Raw genomic sequence first — 1,551 nt, forward strand, 5'->3', positions numbered from 1 at the left:
GTCGACCGTGAACAATCCGAGCCCTAAGCGGCGACCGGCTTCGGCCGGATTTGAAGCAGGGCAATCAAGAGCGACAAAAACCCCTTCAGCCACCTGAGCAGGAGGGAGAAGTTGTAGCCGGCGGCGGCCAGGATGGCGTTGAGGGTGTCGCCCTGCTGGCCGGCGAGGTAGTTGCGGCCCATTCTGTGTTCGCTCTTGATGTGGCCGATGACGGGCTCGACCGCCGACCGCCGTCGCATCTGGCGCTTGATGGCTGGGGTGACGCGGCGTTTCTGGCCCGCGGTGAAGACCCTGAGCTTGTGGCTCTGCGGTGCGTTGTGGCCGCGATAGCCGGCGTCGGCGAGGATGCGGCCGATCTCGTTGCCGATGGTCTTTTCCATGTCGGGGATGACGCTTGCCAGCGTGTGGCCGTCATAGGGATTGCCGGGCAGTGCTTTTGCATGCAGGGCGAACTGGCCGCCCCTGGAGCGCTTCAGCGTGGTGGCCACCGACACCTTCACCCCGAACTCGTAGGGCGCATGCGCCTTGCCCTTGCCGATGCATTCCACCTCGTGTGCGTGCAGGCTGTAGATCTTGCGGCCGCGCTGGCGCTGGCGTTGCTCGAGAACGGTGGCGGCCTGGTAGAGCGGCCATTTGAACAGCGCGTCCAGCCCCTGATCGCCGGCGATCTGGCGACCAATGTCGCGAATGGTCCGGCCGAGATAGGTCTTGAGCTTGCGTAGCGCCTTGTTGGCCCGCTTGAACTGCTTGGCGTGGGCATAGCGCTGGTGGCTGATCAGCGCCAGCTTGCCGACCCGCACATAACTCTGGCGCAAATGGAGACCCGTCCTCTTGGCCAGCCGCACCAGCCGTTCGCGTGCCCGATGGATGAGCTTGGCGTCGGTCGGGAACATGACGTTCTTCGGCTGCACGGTGGTGTCGACGATCACCTGGCGCGTGTCGGCCGGTTTCATCGCCCCGGTCTTGACCGCGAGGCTGAGGCTCTCCTGCAACAGCACCATAATCCGCTCCTCGCCCATACGGCTGCGCCAACGCGTCATCGAGGAGCGGTCGAACGGCAGCGTATGGCAAAAGAACGTCTCGCCGGTGAGATACTGGAAATAAGGGTTCTCCACCCAGCGCTCGCACAGCACCTCATCCGACAGGTTGAAGGTGTGCTTGAGGATCGCCAGCCCCGCCATCAGCCGGGTCGGCAGCGGCGGCATGCCGGGGCCGTCCGAATAGACGGCGCCGAAACGCTCCTCCAGCACCGGCCAGTCGATCGCCTGCGCCAGCCGCACCAGCTCGTGCTTCATGTTGATGATTTGGTCGAGCCGGGAGCGGAACAGGTCCTGCTCTCCCGTCTCGCGCTTCTCGCGTGGCCTGGACATTCGCTGTCCCCTCGATTCGCCGCCGCCGAACCGAGTGAATCACGCTCCGCGCCACAAGGGAATCGCAAAACCGAATTGCAGGAAAACAGCGTCCAAATACCGCTAATCCTGCAATTCCAAAGCCGCTATCCGCCTCAATCAACAGGCCAGATCAATGGCTTGCGGATAGTTCACGGCCGAC

1 protein-coding gene is annotated in these 1,551 nt (G+C 63.8%); it reads right to left on the bottom strand.

Going from position 1 to position 1,551, the window contains the following annotated elements:
* Positions 1 to 23 precede the first annotated feature (23 nt).
* The gene (locus CK219_RS30970) at positions 24 to 1,370 is read right to left on the bottom strand and encodes an IS5 family transposase (RefSeq protein WP_063169227.1); all 1,347 of its coding nucleotides are present in this window, start codon (positions 1,368 to 1,370) and stop codon (positions 24 to 26) included.
* Between the last annotated feature and the right edge of the window lie 181 nt (positions 1,371 to 1,551).

The sequence above is a fragment of the Mesorhizobium sp. WSM4313 genome, from assembly GCF_002294725.1.
GTDB lineage: Bacteria > Pseudomonadota > Alphaproteobacteria > Rhizobiales > Rhizobiaceae > Mesorhizobium.